Genomic DNA, 19361 nt, shown 5'->3' on the forward strand with positions numbered 1-19361 from the left:
GGCGTCCCTACGCATTCTGGCCGTCCGCACGGCGTGGCGTCACCGCCTGTGGACAACTGGTGCGGCGCGTGCCGCGCCAGTTGTCCACAGGGCTTGCGGTCAGGGGCGCGGGTCGATCTCGCGCAGCAGGCCGGTCGTCACGTCGAAGACGAAGCCCCGCACGTCGTCGCGGTGGGGCAGGAACGGGGAGGTCCGCACCCGCTGCATGGACTGGCGGACGTCCTGGTCGAGGTCCTTGAACGCCTCCACGGCCCACGGCGGCCGCTGGCCGACCTCGGCCTCGATGTCGTGCCGGAAGTCCTCGGTGAGGTCCAGCAGACCGCAGCCGGTGTGGTGGATCAGCACGACCGAGCGGGTGCCCAGGGCGCGCTGGCTGATGGTGAGGGAACGGATGATGTCGTCGGTGACGACGCCACCCGCGTTGCGGATGGTGTGGCAGTCGCCCAGCTCCAGGCCCAGGGCCGCGTGGAGGTCGAGACGGGCGTCCATGCACGCGACCACGGCGACCTTCAGCACGGGCCGGGCGTCCATGCCCGGGTCGGCGAACGCGGCGGCGTACTGGGCATTGGCCTGTACCAGCCGGTCGGTGACGGTGGGTTCCGGGGAGTCCGTGCGGTCCTGGCCGGTGCCGGGCGTGGGGGACTGTGACGCGGATATGGGCATAGGGATGAACGTAGCCGCTGACCGGCTCCCGCGCACGCGCGACCGCCCCTGACCAGGGCAGCGCTCGGTAACCGGCCGCTCACCGGGCCCGCCCCGCCGCCCCGCCGGAGCCCCTCGTGCCGCCGGGGGCCACCGCCGCCCGGGCGGTGGGACGCGCACGCACCGGCCGGTTGATTGACCGCGGGGGCGAGTGGACTAAAGTGGCGCGAAGTGGGAGGCGTGACGCTCCCCGGAACGCTCCCCGGAACCGAAGAACCACCACGTGGCACGGTGCGTACGTACCCCTCGGCCTCCTCCCGCTCCCGGTCGCCCGGCGTCACTTCCCCGGCGCCGGAACGTCCGTTCCCCTTCGAGCGGGCGGGGACCCGGCGGTACGCCGCGCCGCGCCTCCCCGTATCTCAGAAGGGCGCATGAGCAGCAACGCGCGACACGTCCCCGTCATGCTCCAGCGCTGCCTGGACATGCTCGCCCCCGCGCTGACCGCGCCCGGAGCCGTCGTGGTCGACTGCACCCTCGGCGCCGGCGGGCACAGCGAGGCGCTGCTCAAGACCTTCCCCGACGCCCGGCTCGTCGCCCTCGACCGCGACCCCACGGCGCTCGCGCTCGCCGGTGAGCGGCTCGCCCCCTACGGCGACCGCGCCACGCTGGTGCGCGCCGTCTACCACGAGCTGCCCGAGGTGCTGGAGCGCCTGGGCATCCCCAAGGTCCAGGGCGTCCTGTTCGACCTCGGCGTCTCCTCCATGCAGCTCGACGAGGCCGACCGCGGCTTCGCCTACGCGCAGGACGCCCCGCTGGACATGCGCATGGACCAGACGACGGGTATGAGCGCCGCCGAGGTCCTCAACACCTACCCGCCGGGCGAGCTGGTGCGCATCCTGCGCCAGTACGGCGAGGAGAAGCAGGCCAAACGCATCGTCTCAGCCATCGTCCGGGAGCGGGCGAAGGAGCCCTTCAGCAACAGCGCCCGCCTCGTCGAGCTGATCCGCGACGCCCTGCCGCAGGCCGCCAAGCGCACCGGCGGCAACCCCGCCAAGCGCACCTTCCAGGCGCTGCGCATCGAGGTCAACGCCGAGCTGGCCAGCGTGGAGGCGGCCATCCCGGCCGCCGTCGCGTCCCTGGCCGTCGGTGGCCGGATCGCGGTGCTGTCCTACCAGTCGCTGGAGGACCGCATCGTCAAGGGCGTCTTCGCCGCCGGTGCCACGAGCACCGCGCCGCCCGGCCTGCCGGTGGTGCCCGAGCAGTACCAGCCGCGCCTGAAGCTGCTGACGCGCGGCGCGGAGCTGCCCACGGAGGAGGAGATCGCCGAGAACCGGCGGGCCGCCCCCGCCCGGCTGCGCGGCGCCGAGCGCATCCGCGAGGACATCCGGTGAGCCCGGCCGGACGCCGGGGCGGCCGCCTGGTGCGGCTGCTGCCCGCCGGACCCGCAGGGGCGAAGCGCACGCCGTTCGTCCTGCTGGTCGTGGTGCTCCTCGGTTCCGGCCTCATCTCGCTGCTGCTGCTGAACTCCTCCCTGAACCAGGGATCCTTCGAGCTCAGCCGGCTCCAGCGCACCACCACCGAGCTGACCGACGAGCAGCAGGCGCTCCAGCAGGAGGTCGACCAGCTCGCCGCCCCGGACGCGCTGGAGCGCCGCGCCCGGGAGCTGGGCATGATCCCCGGCGGCAGCCCCGCCTTCCTGCTGCCCGACGGGACGGTCAAGGGTGCCCCCGCCCCGGCGACCACCGCCAACCCCGCCGACCCGGCGGCCTTCGCGCCCCCCGAGCCCCGGGGCCTGCCCCCGCTGGCCCCCGACCCCCTCGTCGCCCCGGCCCCGCCCGGGCAACCGCCCGTCGTGCTCCGCGGCGGGGACGCGCCGTCCCCGGCCGCCCAGGCCCCGGCGGCACAGCCCCCGGCCGACGGGCGGCCCGCCGGCGCCCCGGCGCAGCCACAGCCCCACCCGGCCCTCCCCCCGGCCCCGGTGGGCGGGAACCCCCAACAGGTCAGGTAGGTGAGTCGTGACGGCGCCCAGGCAGCCCCGCCGCCCGGTTCCCGGGCCCGCGCGCCCCGTCGCCCGGCCGGCGCGCCCCCGCCCCGGTGACCGCTCCCTGCGGCTGGGCAACCCCCGGCCCCGGCTGCGGGCGATCGGCGTGGGTCTCACGCTCGTCCTGCTGGTCTTCACGGTCCGGCTCCTCCAGGTGCAGGCCGTCGACGCCAGCGCCTACGCGGCCCGCGCCAACGTCAACCGCTACATCCCGGTGACGCTGGCCGCCGAGCGCGGCGCCATCACCGACCGCACCGGCGTGGACCTGGCCACCACCGTCGACGCCTACGACATCACCGCCGCCCCCGACCTCCTCGCCCCCGACCGGATCAAGACCGAGGGCGCGGCCGCGCGGGCCGCGAGGCTGCTGGCCCCCGTCCTCGGCGAGGACGCGGACGTGCTGGAGCAGAAGCTGACCGCCAACCCCAAGTCCAAGTACGTGGTGCTGGCCCGCCGGCAGACCCCGCAGGTCTGGAAGAAGATCTCGGAGCTGAAGAAGGCGCAGGCGGAGAAGGCCCGCCGCAAGGAGGGCGCCAACGTCCTGGCCGGGGTGAACCGCGAGTCCCACAGCAAGCGCGTCTACCCCAACGGCGACCTGGCCGCCGGCCTCCTCGGCTTCGTCAACGGCGACGGCCGGGGCAGCGGCGGCCTGGAGGCCCTGCTCGACGAGACCCTCGCCGGCAAGAACGGCAAGCGCGTCTACGCCCAGTCCGGCGGCCGGCAGGTGCCCACCGGCGACCTGAAGGAACAGGCCGCCGTGCCCGGCTCCGACGTGGAGCTGACCATCGACCGCGACATCCAGTGGGCCGCCCAGAACGCCGTCGCCAAGCAGGTCCGCGAGTCCGGCGCGGACCGGGGCTACGTCGTCGTCCAGGACACCCGCACCGGACAGATCCTGGCCATGGCCAACGCCCCCGGCTACAACCCCAACGACCTGGAGCACGCCGACCGCTCCGCGCTGGGCAACGCCGCCCTCCAGGACGCCTACGAGCCCGGCAGCGTCAGCAAGATCATGACGATGGCCGCCGTGCTGGAGGAAGGCGTCGCCACGCCCGACACCCATGTGGAGGTCCCCAACCGGCTGCCGCGCGCCGACCGCGCCTTCGCCGACGACGTGGACCACCCCACCTGGCACCTGACGCTGAACGGGGTGCTCGCCAAGTCCAGCAACATCGGCACGATCCTCGCCAGCGAGCAGCTGGGCAAGACCCGCGAGGAGGCCAACGAGGTCCTCTACACCTACCTCCGCAAGTTCGGCATCGGCCGCCCCACGGGCCTCGGCTTCCCCGGGGAGACGCCCGGCCTGCTGGCCCGGCCGGGGGAGTGGAAGTCCTCGCGGGCCTACACCATCCCCTTCGGCCAGGGGCTCTCCCTCAACGCCGTCCAGGCCGCCTCCGTCTACTCCACCATCGCGGCCGGCGGCGAGCGCGTACAGCCCTCCCTGGTGCGCGGCGCCAAGGGGCCCGACGGCCGCTTCACCCCCGTCCCGACGCCCCCCCGCACCCGGGTGATCAGTGAGAAGACCGCCCGGCAGCTCTCCGCGATGCTGGAGTCGGTCGTCGACGACCAGGAGGGCACCGGCACCAAGGCCAAGATCCCCGGCTACCGGGTCGCGGGCAAGACCGGCACGTCCAACCGGGTGGACCCCACCACCGGCCGCTACCACGGCTACACCGCCTCCTTCGCCGGCTTCGCCCCCGCCGACCAGCCCCGGATCACGGTCTACTGCGCCATCCAGAACCCCACCAAGGGCAGCTACTTCGGCGGTCAGGTCTGCGGACCGGTCTTCAAGCAGGTCATGGAGTTCGCGCTGAAGACCCTCCAGGTGCCCCCGTCGGGCACCCGGCCGCCGCGGCTGCCGGTGAGCTACTAGCGAGCCGGGCCGGCCGTGACGACGATCACTCCCGACCCGGGGAACCACGACCGGCGACGCCCCTCGCTTCGCGACGAGGCGGGTACGCCCGGTACGCTCACCGCCGTGCCCCACGCTGATCAGTCCCACACGACCTCCCAGGACGCGCCCGCCGTGTCCCCGGGAGCGCCCCGCCCCACCCGGGTCCGTCCCGTGCCCCTCGCGGAGCTGGCCGCTCAGCTGGGCATCGCCGCCCCCGAGGGCGCGTCGGCCGTCGCGGTCACCGGGATCACCCACGACTCGCGCGCCGTCCGCCCGGGCGACGTCTACGCCGCCCTGCCCGGCGCCCGCTTCCACGGCGCGGACTTCGCCGCGCAGGCCGCGGGCCTCGGCGCCGCCGCCGTGCTGACCGACCCGGCGGGCGCCGAGCGCGTCGGCGCCACCGGCCTGCCCGTGCTGACCGTCGCCGCCCCGCGCGAGCGGATGGGCGCCCTGGCCGCCACGATCTACGGCGAGCCCGCCCGCGAGCTGCTGACCGTCGGCATCACCGGCACCTCCGGCAAGACCACCACCGCCTACCTGATCGAGGGCGGCCTGCGCGCCATGGGCGGCCCCACCGGCCTGATCGGCACGGTGGAGTCCCGGATCGGCGACGAGCGGGTCAAGTCGGAGCGCACCACCCCCGAGGCCACCGACCTCCAGGCGCTGTTCGCGGTGATGCGCGAGCGCGGCGTCCGCTCGGTCGCCATGGAGGTCTCCAGCCACGCCCTGCGCCTGGGCCGCGTCGACGGCTGCGTCTTCGACGTCGCCGTCTTCAACAACCTCAGCCCCGAGCACATGGAGTTCCACTCGGGCATGGAGGACTACTTCGCCGCCAAGGCGGAGCTGTTCACCAAGGAGCGCAGCCGCCTCGGCGTGGTCAACGCCGACGACGAGTACGGCCGCCGCCTCGCCGCGGGCGAGGCCGAGGTCCCGGTGATCACCTTCTCCGCCGAGGGCCGCGCGGACGCCGACTGGCGCGCCGCCGACGTCGAGATCGGCCCGTTCGACTCCACGTTCACCGTGCTCGGCCCCGAGGGCGTCTCCGCGACGGCCCGGGCGCCGCTCGCCGGCCCGTTCAACGTCGCCAACGCCCTGGCCGCGATCGTCGCGCTCGTCGCCGCGGGCGCGGAGCCGCAGGCGGCCGCCGACAGCGTCGCGGCCGTCCCCGGCGTCCCCGGCCGGCTGGAGCGCGTGGACGCCGGCCAGCCCTACCTGGCCGTCGTCGACTACGCGCACAAGACGGACGCCGTCGAATCGGTTCTCCGCGCCCTGCGCGCGGTCGGCAGCGGCCGGGTCCACGCCGTGCTCGGCTGCGGCGGCGACCGCGACACCACCAAGCGCGCCCCCATGGGCCGCGCGCTGGCCCGCCTCGCCGACACGGCCGTACTGACCTCCGACAACCCCCGCTCCGAGGATCCCCTCGCGATCCTCGCCACCATGCTCGCGGGCGCCGCCGAGGTGCCCGCCGCCGAGCGCGGCACCGTCCTCCTGATGGAGGACCGCGCCGCCGCCATCGCCGCCGCCGTGGCCCGCGCCGAACCCGGCGACACCGTCCTGGTCCTGGGCAAGGGCCACGAACAGGGCCAGGACATCGCCGGAGTGGTACGCCCCTTCGACGACCGCCAGGTGCTGCGCGAGGCCATCGAGCACCGTGAAGCGGCCATCACGCACCGGAACGACCAGGGATGACCAACCGCCATGCGCGCACAACCCTCCCCCCGGCAGCTCCTCCGAACGGCAGGAGGTGACCTCCGGTGATCGCACTGTCCCTCGCCGAGGTCGCCGCGATCGTCGGCGGACAGCAGCACGACATACCGGACCCGGGGCTCATCGCCACCGGCCCGGTCGTGATCGACTCCCGTGAGGTGCGGCCCGGCAGCCTCTTCGCCGCGCTGCCCGGCGACCGCGTCGACGGCCACGACTACGCCGAGCGCGCCATCGCCTCCGGCGCGGCCGCCGTACTGGCCGCCCGTCCCGTCGGCGTACCCGCGATCGTCGTCCCCGACGTCGTCGAGGCGCTGGGCACCCTCGCCCGCGCCGTCGTGGAGCGGCTCGGCACCACCGTCGTCGGGCTCACCGGCTCGGCCGGCAAGACCAGCACCAAGGACCTGATCGCCCAGCTGCTGGAGCGCCTCGGCCCCACCGTGTGGACGCCCGGCAACTTCAACAACGAGATCGGCCTGCCGGTCACGGCCCTGATGGCCGGCGAGGACACCCGTCACCTCGTCCTGGAGATGGGCGCCCGCGGCATCGGCCACATCCGCTACCTCGCCGGGCTGACCCCGCCGCGCGTCGGCCTCGTCCTCAACGTCGGCACCGCCCACATCGGCGAGTTCGGCGGCCGCGAGGCGATCGCCGAGGCCAAGGGCGAGCTGGTCGAGGTGCTGCCCGCCGCCGCCGAGGGCGGCATCGCCGTGCTCAACGCCGACGACCTCCTCGTGCGCGCCATGAGCGCCCGCACCAAGGCCCGGGTGGTCCTCTTCGGCGAGTCCCCGGACGCGGACGTCCGCGCCGAGAACGTCCGGCTCGACGACTTCGGCCGGCCCTCCTTCACGCTCCACGCACCCACCGGGTGCGCCGACGTGACCATGCGGCTGTACGGTGAGCACCACGTGTCGAACGCGCTCGCCGCGGCCGCCGTCGCCCATGAGCTGGGCATGCCCGTAGCGGAGATCGCCGCCGCGCTCTCCGGGGCCGGTCAGCTCTCCCGCTGGCGCATGGAGGTCACCGAGCGCGCGGACGGCGTGACGATCGTCAACGACGCCTACAACGCGAACCCCGAATCCATGCGAGCGGCGCTGCGCGCGCTGGCCGCGATGGGCGAAGCCGCCCGGGCTAGGGGTGGACGGACGTGGGCAGTACTCGGTCGGATGGCCGAGCTGGGCGAGGAGTCACTCGCCGAGCACGACGCGGTCGGACGGCTGGTCGTCCGGCTCAATGTCGGCAAGCTCGTGGCAGTCGGGGGCAGGGAAGCGGCCTGGTTGCAGATGGGCGCCTATAACGAGGGTTCGTGGGGTGAGGAGTCGGTGCACGTGTCCGACGCGCAGGCGGCCGTCGACCTGTTGCGCAGTGAGCTGCGCCCGGGAGACGTCGTGCTGTTGAAGGCGTCCCGGTCGGCGGGGCTGGAGCGGGTGGCCGAGGCGCTGCTCGCGGTCGACGGCGAGGTCGCCGGCTGATGAACCAGATCCTCTTCGCGGGTGTCATCGGTCTGTTCCTGACCCTCATCGGCACCCCGCTGCTGATCAAGTTCCTCGCCCGCAAGGGCTACGGCCAGTTCATCCGTGACGACGGCCCGCGCGGCCACGCCGGGAAGAAGGGCACGCCCACCATGGGTGGCATCGCCTTCATCCTGGCCACGCTGATCGCGTACGCCGTCACCAAGGTGATCACCAGCAAGGCGCCCACGACCTCGGGCCTGCTGGTGCTCTTCCTGACCGCCGGCATGGGCCTGGTCGGCTTCCTCGACGACTACATCAAGATCGTCAAGCAGCGCAGCCTCGGTCTGCGCGCCAAGGCGAAGATGGCCGGCCAGCTGATCGTCGGCATCGCCTTCGCCGTCCTCGCGCTGCAGTTCGCCGACACCCGGGGCCAGACCCCGGCGTCCACGCGGCTGTCCTTCACCCAGGACTTCGGCTGGTCCGTCGGCCCCGTGATCTTCGTGATCTGGGCGCTGTTCATGATCCTCGCGATGTCGAACGGCGTGAACCTCACCGACGGCCTCGACGGCCTGGCCACCGGCGCCTCCGTGATGGTCTTCGGCGCCTACGTCTTCATCGGCACCTGGCAGCACGGCCAGTGGTGCGGCAACTCGCTCACCGCCGGCGCCGCCTGTTACGAGGTGCGCGACCCGCTCGACCTCGCCGTGGTCGCCTCGGCCCTGATGGGCTCCTGCTTCGGCTTCCTGTGGTGGAACACCTCGCCCGCCAAGATCTTCATGGGCGACACCGGCTCGCTCGCCCTCGGCGGCGCCCTCGCGGGCCTGGCGATCTGCTCCCGCACGGAGCTGCTGCTCGCCCTCCTCGGCGGTCTGTTCGTCCTCATCACCATGTCCGTGGTGATCCAGGTCGGCTCGTTCCGCCTCACCGGGAAGCGTGTCTTCCGGATGGCCCCGCTCCAGCACCACTTCGAGCTCAAGGGGTGGAGCGAGGTCCTTGTGGTGGTCCGCTTCTGGATCATCCAGGGCCTGTGCGTGGCCGTCGGACTCGGAATCTTCTACGCCGGATGGTTGGCCATCAAGTGAGTACCGCGGAGTTCAGCGGCAAGCGCGTCACCGTCGCCGGCCTCGGTGTGAGCGGCGTCAGCGCCGCCCGCGCCCTGGCCGGCCTCGGCGCGGGCGTGACCGTCGTCGACGGCGGCGACAGCGAGGCCCTGCGCGAGCGCGCCGCCTCCCTGGAGACCACCGGGATCACCGTCCGCCTCGGCGACGCCGCCACCCTGCCCGAGGGCACCGACCTCGTCGTCACCTCGCCCGGCTGGCGGCCCGACAGCCCGCTCTTCGCGGCCGCCGCCGAGGCGGGCGTGGACGTCGTCGGCGACGTCGAGATCGCCTGGCGGCTGCGCGGCCCCGACGCCGCGCCCTGGCTGGCGGTCACCGGCACCAACGGCAAGACCACCACCGTGCAGATGCTCGCCTCCATCCTGAAGGCCGCGGGTCTCCGCACGGCCGCCGTGGGCAACATCGGCACCCCGATCATCGACGTGGTGCTCGGCGACGAGCCCCACGACGTGCTCGCCGTCGAGCTCTCCAGCTACCAGCTGCACTGGGCGCCCTCGCTGCGCGCCCACTCCGCGGCCGTGCTCAACCTCGCCCCCGACCACCTCGACTGGCACGGCTCCATGCGCGCCTACGCCGCCGACAAGGGCCGGATCTACGAGGGCAACACGATCGCCTGCGTCTACAACGTCGAGGACCCGCGCACCGAGCGCCTGGTGGAGCAGGCCGACGTCGAGGAGGGCTGCCGCGCCATCGGCTTCACCCTCGGCGCCCCCGGCCCCTCCATGCTCGGCGTCGTCGAGGGCCTGCTCGTCGACCGCGCCTTCGTGGAGAACCGCCGGCAGCAGGCGCAGGAGCTCGCCGAGGTCTCCGACGTCCACCCGCCGGCGCCGCACAACATCGCCAACGCCCTGGCCGCCGCGGCCCTGGCCCGCGCCTTCGGCGTCGACGCCCGGGCCGTCCGCGACGGGCTGCGCGCCTTCCGGCCCGACGCCCACCGCATCGCCCACGTCGCCGACGCCGACGGCGTCGCCTATGTGGACGACTCCAAGGCCACCAACACCCACGCCGCCCAGGCGTCCCTCGCGGCGTACGAGTCGATCGTGTGGATCGCCGGCGGCCTGGCCAAGGGCGCCACCTTCGACGATCTGGTCGCCTCCGCCGCGAAGCGGCTGCGCGGAGCCGTCCTGATCGGGGCCGACCGGGCGCTGATCAGGGAAGCCCTGGCGCGACACGCCCCGGATGTGCCGGTGGTGGACCTCGACCGGACCGACACTGGGGCGATGGCCGAGGCGGTCCGCGAGGCGGCGCGGCTCGCCGGCCCGGGGGACACCGTCCTCATGGCCCCGGCCTGTGCGTCGATGGACATGTTCACCAACTACAACGAGCGCGGCGAGGCCTTCGCCGAGGCGGTGCGGGCCCTGACCGCCGGCCGCGGCACGGACGCGTAGCCCGCCGGTCCCCGCGGCCGGGCGCCGCGCCCGTCAGGAACCGACGAGCGCGGCGAGCCGGCCCCGGCGACACGGCCGGACGCCGCGGGAGACCGAAGGGGCGACCCGGATGCACGCGGACGACATGCTGACGCCGGCCGGCGTGTGGCGGGCCCTGCGCGGGCCCGCGGCGGGCTCCCGGTCCGTACGGGCGCCCCGCCCCGCCGCCCGTGGCGGGTCCGGGCGCGCTCCCGCGCCCCGGCGGCCCCCCGGCGGCCGGGGCGGCGGCCTGCGGGGCCTCCACGCCCGCGCCAGGCGCGCCTGGGACCGGCCGCTGACCGCGTACTACCTGGTGCTCGGCGGCTCCCTGCTGATCACCGTGCTCGGCCTGGTGATGGTCTACTCCGCCTCCCAGATCAAGGCCCTCCAGAACGGCCTCGCCCCCAGCTACTTCTTCCGCAAACAGCTGCTGGCCGCCGCCATCGGCACCGTCCTGCTGCTCGCGGCCGCCCGCACCCCGGTCCGGCTGCTGCGCGCCCTGGCCTACCCGTTGCTGGCCGTCTCGGTCTTCCTGCTCTGCCTGGTCCAGGTGCCCGGCATCGGCGAGACCATCAACGGCAACACCAACTGGATCTCGCTCGGCGGGCCCTTCCAGATGCAGCCCAGCGAGTTCGCCAAGCTCGCGCTCGTGCTGTGGGGCGCCGACCTGCTGGCCCGCAAGCACTCCAAGAAGCTCCTCACCCAGTGGAAGCACCTGCTGGTGCCGCTGGTCCCGGTCACCTTCCTGCTGCTGGGCCTGATCATGCTCGGCGGCGACATGGGCACCACCGTGGTCCTCACCGCCGTGCTGCTCGGGCTGCTGTGGGTGGCGGGCGCCCCCACCCGGCTCTTCTCCGGGGTGTTCGGCGTCACCGCCGCCCTCGCCGTACTCTTCATCAAGACCAGTGCGAACCGGATGTCCCGGCTGGAGTGCATCGGGGCCACGGACCCGGGCGACCACGACCAGTGCTGGCAGGCCGTCCACGGCATCTACGCGCTGGCCAACGGCGGCTGGTTCGGTGCCGGACTCGGGGCGAGTGTGGAAAAATGGGGTGAACTGCCCGAGCCCCACACGGACTTCATCTTCGCGATCACCGGCGAGGAGCTGGGTCTGGCGGGGACGCTGTCGGTACTCGCCCTGTTCGCGGCTCTAGGCTATGCGGGTATCCGCGTGGCCGGACGCACGGAGGACCCCTTCGTGAGGTACGCCGCGGGAGGCGTGACCACCTGGATCACGGCCCAGGCCGTGGTCAACATCGGTGCGGTGCTCGGCCTGCTGCCGATCGCCGGTGTCCCGCTCCCGCTGTTCTCCTACGGAGGGTCAGCCCTGCTGCCGACCATGTTCGCCATCGGACTGCTCATCGCCTTCGCGCGCGACGAACCCGGTGCGCGGGCGGCGCTGGCCATGCGGCAGCCTGGGGTGAGATGGAAGACGATGAGACGGCGCGTCAAGAAGCGACCGTCCGGAGAGCGGTGAATTTCGGTGCATGTCGTACTCGCCGGCGGAGGAACCGCCGGACACATCGAGCCCGCGCTCGCCCTCGCGGACGCCCTGCGCAGGCAGGACCCGACCGTGGGGATCACAGCGCTCGGCACGGAGCGGGGCCTGGAGACCCGCCTGGTGCCCGAGCGGGGCTACGAGCTGGGGCTGATCCCCGCCGTACCGCTGCCCCGCAAGCCCACCCCGGAGCTGATCACCGTCCCCGGGCGGCTGCGCGGCACCATCAAGGCCGCCGAGCAGATCCTGGAGCGCACCAAGGCCGACTGCGTGGTCGGCTTCGGCGGCTACGTGGCCCTGCCCGGCTACCTGGCCGCCAAGCGGCGCGGCGTGCCGATCATCGTCCACGAGGCCAACGCCCGCCCCGGCCTGGCCAACAAGATCGGCTCGCGCTACGCCGCCGGCGTCGCGGTGTCCACCCCGGACAGCAAGCTGCGCAACGCCCGCTACGTGGGCATCCCGCTGCGCCGCACCATCGCGACCCTGGACCGGGCGGCCGTCCGCCCCGAGGCCCGGGCCGCCTTCGGGCTCGACCCCAACCTGCCCACGCTGCTGGTCTCCGGCGGCTCGCAGGGCGCCCGCCGGCTGAACGAGGTCGTCCAGACCGTCGTGCCGTTCCTCCAGCGCGCGGGCATCCAGGTGCTCCACGCGGTCGGTCCGAAGAACGAACTGCCGCGCGTCGACAACATGCCCGGAATGCCGCCCTATGTCCCGGTATCGTATGTAGACCGGATGGACCTCGCGTACGCCGCGGCCGACATGATGCTCTGCCGCGCGGGCGCGATGACCGTCGCGGAGCTGTCCGCCGTCGGCCTCCCGGCGGCCTACGTCCCGCTGCCCATCGGCAACGGCGAGCAGCGGCTCAACGCCCAGCCGCTCGTCAAGGCGGGCGGCGGCCTGCTGGTCGACGACGCCGAGCTCACCCCCGAGTGGGTGACGTCCAACGTCCTTCCGGTGCTGTCCGATCCGCACCGGCTGTACGACATGTCCCGGGCCGCCGCCGAGTTCGGCCGGCGCGACGCCGACGAGCTGCTGGTCGGCATGGTGTACGAGGCGATCGCCGCACACAGAGCGGGCTGACGGCCCGTAGGAGCAGGAGGCTGGGGAGCGTGGCCGGACCGACGACCGCCCGGCGTGGGGCGGCCAAGAACGGCAAGTCCAAGTCCTCCGGGACCGCGAGGTCTTCCGGGCCCTCCGGACCGGCCGGGCGGCCCAAGCCGTCCCGGTCCCCGTCCTCCGGCACGCCCCGGCGGGGCCGCGCGCCCCGCCGGAGCGGCCCGGGCGGCCCCCGGGCCCGCCTCCGCTCCGGCGCGCGCGGACCGCTCCTCTGGGCGGTCGTCAGCCTGCTGTCCGGCGCCGCCGCCATCTGGGTGCTCTATGGCTCCGGCTGGCTGCGCGTCACCCGCGTGGAGGTCAGCGGCACCACGGTGCTGACGGCCGCACAGGTGAGCGAGGCGGCCCGGGTGCCGCTGGGCGACCCCCTGGCCTCCGTGGACACCGGCGCCATCGAGGAACGGCTGCTGACCCGGCTGAAGCGGATCGAGTCGGTGGACGTCGTACGTTCCTGGCCGCACACGATCGGTCTGAAAGTGACCGAACGCCGCCCCAAGGTCCTGCTCGAAAAGGGCGGGAAGTTTATTGAAATCGACGGCAGCGGAGTGCGGTTCGCCACAGTCGATCAAGCCGTGGCCGGGGTGCCCCGGCTCGTGGTGGAGGACTCCGGCTCGCCCGGAAACCGCCGGTTCGGCGTCGAACGGCTGGAGCGCGAGGCCGCCCGCGTCGCCGCCGACCTGCCCGCCGAGGTGCGCCGGGACACCCGCGCCATCCGGGTGCGCTCCTACGACTCCATCACCGTGGAGCTGACGGATGATCGGACGATCGCCTGGGGCAGTGGTGAGCGGGGCGAGGCGAAGGCCCGTACGCTCGTCGCGCTCCTCAAGGCGGCGGGGGGCGCGAAACACTTCGATGTGAGCGCCCCGGCGGCGCCCGCGGTGTCCGGGAGTTGACGTCGATCCCGGCTGGCCAGCACCCTGGTTGGCTACGGCTATGGGTGATCACATAGGGTGAAAAGAAAAACGGGAGGTTCGGCGTGTTCGTTGAAGCCGCGCCGCTTGTCGACTTAGTGTCCTGTTTCGGAGAACCCAGGGAACAGTGGCACCGGTAACCCTAAAGTTCAACGTTAGGGTTCGGGTCGGCATTGAGAACCGCCCCCAGGCATACGTAACTCGAGGCGAGAGGCCTTCGACGTGGCAGCACCGCAGAACTACCTCGCAGTCATCAAGGTCGTCGGCATCGGCGGCGGTGGCGTGAACGCCATCAACCGGATGATCGAGGTCGGTCTCAAGGGCGTCGAGTTCATCGCGATCAACACCGATGCACAGGCCCTGCTGATGAGCGACGCCGACGTCAAGCTCGACGTCGGCCGGGAACTCACGCGTGGCCTCGGTGCCGGCGCGAACCCCGATGTCGGCCGCAAGGCGGCCGAGGACCACCGCGAGGAGATCGAGGAGGTCCTCAAGGGGGCCGACATGGTCTTCGTCACCGCCGGCGAGGGCGGCGGCACCGGCACCGGCGGCGCGCCCGTCGTGGCCAACATCGCCCGCTCGCTGGGCGCCCTGACGATCGGTGTGGTCACCCGACCGTTCACCTTCGAGGGCCGGCGCCGGGCGAACCAGGCCGAGGACGGCATCGCCAGCCTCCGCGACGAGGTGGACACGCTCATCGTCATCCCCAACGACCGGCTGCTGTCCATCTCGGACCGCCAGGTGAGCGTGCTCGACGCGTTCAAGTCGGCCGACCAGGTCCTGCTCTCCGGTGTCCAGGGCATCACCGACCTGATCACCACCCCCGGCCTGATCAACCTGGACTTCGCGGACGTCAAGTCCGTGATGTCCGAGGCGGGCTCGGCCCTCATGGGCATCGGCTCGGCCCGCGGCGACGACCGCGCCGTGGCCGCCGCCGAGATGGCGATCTCCTCGCCGCTGCTGGAGGCGTCCATCGACGGCGCCCGCGGTGTGCTGCTCTCCATCTCCGGCGGCTCCGACCTCGGTCTCTTCGAGATCAACGAGGCCGCCCAGCTGGTCAGCGAGGCCGCCCACCCCGAGGCCAACATCATCTTCGGTGCCGTCATCGACGACGCCCTGGGCGACGAGGTCCGGGTCACCGTCATCGCGGCCGGCTTCGACGGCGGCCAGCCGCCGGCCAAGGGCAGCCGCGACAAGGTGCTCGGCGGCTCCTCCTCCTACGGCTCCGGCCGCGAGGAGAGCCCGGTCGGCGCCGCCGGCCGGCCGGCCCCGGCGCCGTCCGAGCCGTCCCGCCCGTCCTTCGGTGGCCTCGGCAGCGTGACCCCGCGCACCGAGGAGCCCGCGCCGGCCGAGCCGTCGCCGGTCGCCGAGGTCCCCCCGCCGCCGGTCAGCTCCCCGCAGGTGCCGCCGGCCCGGCCGTACCAGGACTCGACGGCCGAGGAACTGGACGTCCCCGACTTCCTGAAGTGACCGCACTTCACGGGAGCTCGCCCGAGGCGGCACCGCCTCGGGCGAACCGGTCCACCGGCGACCGGCCCTGAAGTCGAACCAGCCCGAAGTGACACCGAAGAACCACTGAACGGCAGCGAGTGATAGGGCAACAGCACACAGTGCCCCCCGTAGAACACGTGGCACACGCGAGCGGCGCGCACTTCGCCTCCACCGACAGGTGGGGCGGGGTGAGCGCCGCTCCGTATGCGGAGCTCAACCTCGGCGGAGCGGTCGGCGACGATCCGGCCGCCGTGCGGACCAACCGGGCACGGGCCGCCGAGGCCCTCGGCCTCGACCCGGCCGGCGTCGTCTGGATGAACCAGGTGCACGGCAAGGATGTCGCGGTCGTGGACGGACCGTGGCAAAAGGGCGAAACCCCGGCGGTGGACGCGGTGGTGACCACCCGTCGGGGCCTGGCCCTCGCGGTGCTCACCGCCGACTGCGTCCCGGTGCTCCTCGCCGACCCGGTCGCCGGGATCACGGGCGCCGCCCACGCCGGGCGCCCCGGGCTCGTCGCCGGAGTGGTCCCGGCGGTGGTGACGGAGATGCTCCGGCTCGGCGCCGAGCCGGACCGGATCCGCGCGCACATCGGCCCCTCGGTCTGCGGCGGCTGCTACGAGGTGCCCGAGGCGATGCGCGCCGAGGTCGCCGAGGCGGCACCGGAGTCCTGGGCCACCACCCGGTGGGGCACCCCGGCGGTGGACGTGGCGAACGGGGTCGCGGCCCAGCTCGGCCGAATGGGCGTCACCTCCGTGGGCAGATCGGACATCTGCACGATGGAGTCCGCCGACCACTTCTCCTACCGGCGCGAGCGGACCACGGGACGGCTGGCCTCCTACGTATGGCTGGAGGAGCAGTCGTGACGGACCGCAAGGACCAGTTGGCCCACAACCTCGCTCGGGTGGAGGAACGTATCTCCGCCGCCTGCGCCTCGGCGGGCCGGCCGCGCGAGGAGGTGACCCTCATCGTGGTCACCAAGACCTACCCCGCGAGCGACGTTCGTCTCCTCGCGGAGCTGGGGGTCCGTCATGTAGGGGAGAACCGCGACCAGGACGCCGCCCCCAAGGCGGCGGAGTGCTCGGATCTGCCCCTTACCTGGCACTTCGTCGGACAGTTGCAGACAAACAAGGTCCGGTCGGTGGTGAATTACGCCGGTCTGGTGCACTCCATTGACCGGGACCGACTGGTCGCCTCCCTGTCCCAGGCGGCCGTCCGGACCGGGCGGGAGACCGAGCTCGACTGCCTGATCCAGGTGGCGCTCGACGCGGAGTCGGGGGAGCGCGGGGCGCGGGGCGGTGTCGCGCCCGACGGCGTGGCGGCCCTGGCCGACGAGATCGCCGCGGCGGAAGGGCTGCGACCGGCGGGTTTGATGACGGTCGCTCCGCTCTCCGGCCCCTTCGCGGGCAGACCGCGGGCCGCCTTCGACCGGCTGATGGAAATCGCAACGCACCTGCGCGCGGCTCATCCGACTGCGAACATGGTGTCAGCAGGGATGAGCGCGGATCTCGAGGACGCCGTTGCGGCCGGTGCGACACATGTACGTGTCGGCTCAGCGGTACTCGGAGTCCGACCCCGGCTCGGGTAACGTCGCCAGGAAGTCGGACCACAGCAGAAAATATGGTCATTCCCGTCAAAAGGCGGGCGGACCACGTGGATCCGGGCGCCGTTGACGGAGCCGATCCACCACAGAGCGGAGGATGCGGAGAATGGCCGGCGCGATGCGCAAGATGGCGGTCTACCTCGGCCTCGTGGAGGACGATGGTTACGACGGCCCGGGGTTCGACCCCGATGACGAGTTCGAACCCGAGCCGGAGCCGGACCGGCGCCGGCAGCAGCAACACCAGGCGCACACGGCACAACAGACGCAATCGGACGAACCGGTTCGAGTCGCCCAGCCGCCCGCACAGCGTGAACCGGCTCCGCTCGTAGCGGAACCGGGACGACCCGCCCGAATCGCCCCCGTGTCGTCCATCACACCCGAACGCCACTCTCTGGAGAAGAACGCACCGGTGATCATGCCCAAGGTTGTGTCCGAGCGGGAGCCCTACCGCATCACGACATTGCACCCCCGGACCTACAACGAGGCCCGTACCATCGGGGAACACTTCCGCGAGGGCACTCCGGTGATCATGAATCTCACCGAGATGGACGACACCGACGCGAAGCGACTTGTCGACTTCGCGGCCGGTCTGGTCTTCGGACTCCACGGCAGCATCGAGCGGGTGACACAGAAGGTGTTCCTGCTGTCGCCTGCTAACGTCGATGTCACGGCGGAGGACAAGGCCCGCATCGCAGAGGGTGGGTTCTTCAACCAGAGCTGAGACGCAACACCGGGCAATCCGGACAACGGCCGGTCAGGTCGAGTACGAGCAAGGGGAGAGGGAAGCGCGAGATGGGCATCGCACAGCAGGTGATCTACATCGCGCTGTACTGCTTCCTGATCGTGCTGATCTTCCGGCTGGTGATGGACTACGTCTTCCAGTTCGCCCGCTCGTGGCAACCCGGTAAGGCGATGGTGGTCCTCCTGGAGGCCACCTACACTGTCACCGATCCGCCACTCAAGCTTCTGCGGCGGGTCATCCCGCCGCTGCGTCTCGGGGGCGTAGCGCTCGACCTGTCCTTCTTCGTACTGATGATCATCGTCTACATCCTGATCACCGTCGTGAGCCGGCTGTGAACGCGGCTGTGAACGATACGGTCTTGCCGATTGCCGACGACTACGTTGAGGTGAAGAAGAGATGCCGCTGAGCCCCGAGGACGTGCGGAACAAGCAGTTCACGACCGTCCGCCTCCGAGAAGGCTATGACGAGGACGAGGTCGACGCCTTTCTCGACGAGGTGGAGGCGGAACTGACCCGCCTGCTCCGGGAGAACGAGGACCTGCGCGCCAAGCTGGCCGCCGCGACGCGTGCCGCCGCGCAGAACCAGCAGCAGAACATGCGCAAGCCCGAGCCCCAGGACCAGCGACCCGGCGCTCCGGTGCCCGCCGCCATATCGGGCCCGCAGCCGGTACCGCCGAACCAGCAGCAGATGGGCGGCCCGCCGCAGCTTCCGGGCGGTGCCCCGCAGCTGCCGGCCGGTCCGGGCGGTCACGGCCACGGTCCCCAGGGCCCGCACGGTCCCGGCCCGATGGGACAGAACGGACCGATGGGTCAGAACGGCCCCATGGGTCAGAACGGTCCGATGGGCCAGAACGGCCCGATGGGTGGCCCGATGGGCGGACCCATGGGGCAGAACGGACCGATGGGGCAGAACCCCATGGGGCAGAACGGTCCGATGGGCCAGAACCCCATGGCGCAGAACGCCCCCATGGGCGCACCGCAGCTGCCGCAGCCGGGCCAGGGCCCGGGTGGCGACAGCGCGGCCCGTGTTCTCTCGCTCGCGCAGCAGACGGCCGACCAGGCGATCGCGGAGGCCCGTTCCGAGGCCAACAAGATCGTCGGCGAGGCGCGCAGCCGCGCCGAGGGTCTGGAGCGGGACGCCCGTGCCAAGGCGGACGCCCTGGAGCGGGACGCGCAGGAGAAGCACCGTGTCGCGATGGGCTCCCTGGAGTCCGCCCGCGCCACGCTGGAGCGCAAGGTCGAGGACCTGCGCGGCTTCGAGCGCGAGTACCGCACGCGACTGAAGTCCTACCTGGAGAGCCAGCTGCGTCAGCTGGAGAACCAGGCGGACGACTCGCTGGCCCCGCCGCGCACCCCGGCCGCCGCGTCGCTGCCGCCGGCCCCCTCGATGAGCGGGTCGATGGCCTCGGCCGGCGCGGGCATGGGCGGTCACAGCATGGGCGGCAACCAGTCGATGGGCGCTCCCTCCACGGGTGCCCCGTCGTACGGCGGTCAGCAGCAGATGTCGCCGGCCATGACGCAGCCGATGGCTCCGGTGCGGCCGCAGGGGCAGCAGCCGATGCAGGCGCCTTCGCCGATGCGTGGGTTCCTCATCGATGAGGACGACAACTGACGGCTACAGCGCCGTCGGCACACATTGGGCCGGGCCCCTGGGATCTCCCAGGGGCCCGGCCCATTTGTGCGCCTCCGGCGCGGGATTCGCCCACCCACCCGCCCGTTCACCCAGAAACGTCATGACGTGTGTGGGT

Annotated in this window: 17 protein-coding genes; 16 read left to right on the plus strand and 1 reads right to left on the minus strand. The window is 72.7% G+C overall.

Annotated elements, in window-relative coordinates:
• Positions 1–99 precede the first annotated feature (99 nt).
• Positions 100–663 carry a beta-class carbonic anhydrase gene (locus ACX9I7_RS08345; protein ID WP_459386933.1) on the minus strand — a complete coding sequence of 188 codons (564 nt, stop codon included), beginning with the start codon at positions 661–663 and terminating at the stop codon, positions 100–102.
• Between the two features lie 410 nt (positions 664–1073).
• Between ACX9I7_RS08345 and rsmH the strand changes: the two genes are divergently transcribed.
• The 16 genes from rsmH to ACX9I7_RS08425 all read left to right on the plus strand — a co-directional run bounded on the left by rsmH (position 1074) and on the right by ACX9I7_RS08425 (position 19225).
• Positions 1074–2033 carry a 16S rRNA (cytosine(1402)-N(4))-methyltransferase RsmH gene (rsmH, locus tag ACX9I7_RS08350; protein ID WP_126913741.1) on the plus strand — a complete coding sequence of 320 codons (960 nt, stop codon included), beginning with the start codon at positions 1074–1076 and terminating at the stop codon, positions 2031–2033.
• Complete coding sequence (locus ACX9I7_RS08355) at positions 2030–2650, plus strand: FtsB family cell division protein (protein ID WP_387574272.1); 621 nt, start codon at positions 2030–2032, stop codon at positions 2648–2650. Before rsmH ends, ACX9I7_RS08355 begins: the two co-directional genes overlap by 4 nt.
• Before the next feature lie 7 nt (positions 2651–2657).
• Positions 2658–4556 (plus strand): peptidoglycan D,D-transpeptidase FtsI family protein, encoded by a 1899-nt coding sequence (locus tag ACX9I7_RS08360; RefSeq protein ID WP_387574270.1) that lies wholly within the window; start codon positions 2658–2660, stop codon positions 4554–4556.
• A gap of 15 nt (positions 4557–4571) precedes the next feature.
• The gene (locus ACX9I7_RS08365; RefSeq protein ID WP_459386934.1) at positions 4572–6266 is read left to right on the plus strand and encodes a UDP-N-acetylmuramoyl-L-alanyl-D-glutamate--2,6-diaminopimelate ligase; all 1695 of its coding nucleotides are present in this window, start codon (positions 4572–4574) and stop codon (positions 6264–6266) included.
• Between the two features lie 65 nt (positions 6267–6331).
• On the plus strand, positions 6332–7753 hold the full coding sequence (locus ACX9I7_RS08370) for a UDP-N-acetylmuramoyl-tripeptide--D-alanyl-D-alanine ligase (protein ID WP_387574266.1): 1422 nt from the start codon (positions 6332–6334) through the stop codon (positions 7751–7753).
• On the plus strand, positions 7753–8817 hold the full coding sequence (mraY, locus tag ACX9I7_RS08375; protein WP_189455224.1) for a phospho-N-acetylmuramoyl-pentapeptide-transferase: 1065 nt from the start codon (positions 7753–7755) through the stop codon (positions 8815–8817). The genes ACX9I7_RS08370 and mraY overlap by 1 nt, the downstream gene beginning before the upstream one ends.
• The gene (gene murD, locus ACX9I7_RS08380) at positions 8814–10241 is read left to right on the plus strand and encodes a UDP-N-acetylmuramoyl-L-alanine--D-glutamate ligase (protein WP_459386935.1); all 1428 of its coding nucleotides are present in this window, start codon (positions 8814–8816) and stop codon (positions 10239–10241) included. The genes mraY and murD overlap by 4 nt, the downstream gene beginning before the upstream one ends.
• Before the next feature lie 109 nt (positions 10242–10350).
• A complete protein-coding gene (ftsW, locus tag ACX9I7_RS08385) occupies positions 10351–11736 on the plus strand; it encodes a putative lipid II flippase FtsW (RefSeq protein WP_189455220.1) in 1386 nt (461 codons plus the stop codon).
• 6 nt (positions 11737–11742) lie between these two features.
• Positions 11743–12837, plus strand: coding sequence for an undecaprenyldiphospho-muramoylpentapeptide beta-N-acetylglucosaminyltransferase (gene murG / locus ACX9I7_RS08390; RefSeq protein ID WP_126913734.1), 1095 nt, complete (start codon positions 11743–11745; stop codon positions 12835–12837).
• A 29-nt stretch (positions 12838–12866) separates the two neighbouring features.
• Complete coding sequence (locus tag ACX9I7_RS08395; RefSeq protein WP_459386936.1) at positions 12867–13763, plus strand: cell division protein FtsQ/DivIB; 897 nt, start codon at positions 12867–12869, stop codon at positions 13761–13763.
• A 240-nt stretch (positions 13764–14003) separates the two neighbouring features.
• Entirely contained in the window at positions 14004–15251 is a 1248-nt protein-coding gene (gene ftsZ / locus ACX9I7_RS08400; protein ID WP_387574259.1) for a cell division protein FtsZ, read from the plus strand.
• 119 nt (positions 15252–15370) lie between these two features.
• A complete protein-coding gene (gene pgeF, locus ACX9I7_RS08405; RefSeq protein ID WP_459386937.1) occupies positions 15371–16135 on the plus strand; it encodes a peptidoglycan editing factor PgeF in 765 nt (254 codons plus the stop codon).
• Positions 16132–16857: a YggS family pyridoxal phosphate-dependent enzyme gene (locus tag ACX9I7_RS08410; protein ID WP_459386938.1), complete on the plus strand. Its 726-nt coding sequence runs from the start codon at positions 16132–16134 to the stop codon at positions 16855–16857. The genes pgeF and ACX9I7_RS08410 overlap by 4 nt, the downstream gene beginning before the upstream one ends.
• Positions 16858–16978: 121 nt before the next feature.
• On the plus strand, positions 16979–17593 hold the full coding sequence (locus tag ACX9I7_RS08415) for a cell division protein SepF (protein WP_126913729.1): 615 nt from the start codon (positions 16979–16981) through the stop codon (positions 17591–17593).
• 71 nt (positions 17594–17664) lie between these two features.
• The gene (locus ACX9I7_RS08420) at positions 17665–17949 is read left to right on the plus strand and encodes a YggT family protein (protein WP_086567466.1); all 285 of its coding nucleotides are present in this window, start codon (positions 17665–17667) and stop codon (positions 17947–17949) included.
• A gap of 61 nt (positions 17950–18010) precedes the next feature.
• Entirely contained in the window at positions 18011–19225 is a 1215-nt protein-coding gene (locus ACX9I7_RS08425; RefSeq protein ID WP_189455209.1) for a DivIVA domain-containing protein, read from the plus strand.
• Positions 19226–19361: the final 136 nt, after the last annotated feature.

The sequence above is a fragment of the Streptomyces sp. L500 genome, from assembly GCF_054551825.1.